Origin of the sequence: Candidatus Ruminimicrobium bovinum (assembly GCF_902760015.1) — a bacterium.
GTDB lineage: Bacteria > Elusimicrobiota > Endomicrobiia > Endomicrobiales > Endomicrobiaceae > Ruminimicrobium > Ruminimicrobium bovinum.
In genome coordinates this window covers 1-2,365 of the sequence record NZ_CACWEU010000183.1, presented here as the reverse complement: position 1 = coordinate 2,365, position 2,365 = coordinate 1, and the positions used below count along the sequence as shown (strand labels likewise).

2 protein-coding genes and 1 pseudogene are annotated in these 2,365 nt (G+C 21.6%); all 3 read left to right on the top strand.

Annotated elements, in window-relative coordinates; genetic code table 11:
• Positions 1 to 280: pseudogene (locus ACMUOV_RS06200) on the top strand (glycerol-3-phosphate cytidylyltransferase); the annotation flags it as partial.
• Positions 277 to 1,254, top strand: a complete 978-nt coding sequence (locus ACMUOV_RS06195; protein WP_413854238.1) for a glycosyltransferase family 2 protein — start codon at positions 277 to 279, stop codon at positions 1,252 to 1,254. The pseudogene ACMUOV_RS06200 and the gene ACMUOV_RS06195, both read left to right, overlap by 4 nt.
• Positions 1,251 to 2,342, top strand: a complete 1,092-nt coding sequence (locus tag ACMUOV_RS06190) for a polysaccharide pyruvyl transferase family protein (RefSeq protein ID WP_413854237.1) — start codon at positions 1,251 to 1,253, stop codon at positions 2,340 to 2,342. Before ACMUOV_RS06195 ends, ACMUOV_RS06190 begins: the two co-directional genes overlap by 4 nt.
• Positions 2,343 to 2,365: the final 23 nt, after the last annotated feature.

The window sequence follows — 2,365 nt, the reverse complement described above, 5'->3', positions numbered from 1 at the left end:
GAATGAAAAGAGAAAAAAATGTTATTTTACGTATGAACAGAGAAAAGTATTGTTGGAGTCTATTCGTTATGTTGATTTGGTAATTCCAGAAACTAATTGGGAACAAAAGAAGAGTGATGTTCACGAATATCATATTGATACATTTGTAATGGGAGATGATTGGAAAGGAAAATTTGATTTTTTAAAAGAAGAAGGTGTAGAAGTTGTTTATTTATCAAGAACACCTGAAATTTCAACAACAAAAATAAAAAAAGATATTTATGGAATAAACAAAAAATGAGTAATGCTTTAATTAGTGTAATTATTCCCGTATACAATGTTGAAAAGTATCTTTCTCGTTGTATAGATAGTGTTATTAATCAAACATATAAAAATTTGGAAATAATACTTATTGACGATGGCTCAACAGATAATAGTGGAAAAATATGTGATGAATATGCAATAAAAGATAACAGAATAAAAGTTATACATAAACAAAACGGTGGAGTATCTTCAGCAAGGAATATAGGACTTGATGTTGCTAAAGGTAATTATATTGGTTTTGTTGATAGTGATGACTATATTGAAAATGATATGTATGAAATCTTATATGAATTGTTAGTAAGAAACCAAACTGATATTTCTTGTTGTAATAAGTTTGTTTTAAAAAAAAATAAATTTGTAGTAAGTGAAAGTTTTCCAACCAAAGATGGTATTTTATCTTTTGATGATGTTTTAAATGACTCTAAACATGATTTTTATATTTGGAATAAACTTTTCAATAAAAATTTAATAGGAAATGTTCGTTTTAATGAACAATTAACATTGGGTGAAGATTTATTATTTACATATCAAGTATTACAAAAAATAAGAAACATTGCTTTTTATAAAGAAGCTAAATACTATTATTGTGACAATTCCAATAGTATAACTAGAATACGAGTTTTTAAAAAAGAATATATAAATCAAATTTTATTTTATGAAAAATTACTTAATTATTGCGAGAAAAATAAATTAAAAATAGGATATAAAAAATATAAACATTTACAAATTAATTGGATTATTAATTTTTTATCTTGGATTGCACGAGAAACCCCTATAAGAAATAAAGAAAGTTTAGAATTATTATTAAAATATGCAAGAAAAAATTTATTTTATTTTATGTTTGGGAAATTTGGTATTAAATCTAAAATTTTTTTGATTGTAAGTTGTTTGAATTTTAATTTAGCAAGTAATATTTATAAGTTAATGTTAAAATTAAAGGTTATAAAATGAAAAAAATTGGGATATTAACTTTTCATAGAGCTAATAATTATGGCGCATTATTACAAACTTATGCTTTAAAACGATTTTTAAAATCTATTGTTCTTAAAGTTTTTATTATAAATTATTTGTGTGATGCAATAGAAAATTACTATAAACTTTTTCCGAAGAGTTTATTAAAATTTAATATTAAAAATTTAATAAGAATAATTAAAAGATTTTTATTTTTACCATTGATAGTTTATTTTAATTTTAAATTTAAAAAGTTCAAGGAAGTTTATTTAATAGATACTTTACCTTTTACTTGTAACAGCATAAGTAGTATAGAAAACAAATATGATATTTTTATAACAGGTAGTGATCAGGTATTTAATCCGCAATTAACCGGTTTTGATAAAAATTATTTTTTAGATTTTGTTAAAGATAAAAATAAATGTTTTTCCTATGCGGCAAGTTTTGGCTTGAGTTATGAAAGTTTAACAGAACAAGAAAAAATGTTTATAAATCAAAATTTACAAAATTTTAAATATTTATCTTTAAGAGAAAAACAAGGTATGGATATTGTTAATAAATTATCTAATATAAAATCAGAAGTTCATATTGATCCTACATTATTACTAAATAAACAAGATTGGTCAAAAATATCTAAAATTCCAAAAGAAACGGAATTTGTTTTAGTATATTTAATGAATAACAATAAAAAAATTATGAAATATGCTGATGAATTAGCAAAAAATAAAAAATTAAAAATAAAAATTATTACTCTAAAATTTAGAGAATTGATAAATAAAAATACTTTTATGCCGTCTCCTCAAGAATGGTTAGGTTATTTTTTAAAAGCAAAATATATAGTTACAAACTCTTTTCATGGATTATGTTTTAGTATAAATTTTAATAAACAATTTTTTGTTGATTTCGTCCCAACTAATAAAAGAAACTCAAGATTTAAAAATCTTTTAGAATTAACAAATTTAGGAGAAAGATTGATTGATAATATCGGAACAGACTATGATAAACCAATAGATTGGAGCAATGTAAATAAAATAATAGAACAAGAAAGAGAAAAATCTTTGAATTATTTAAAAAGTATTGCATTATGAGGAAAAAAAAAAAAAAAAAAGTT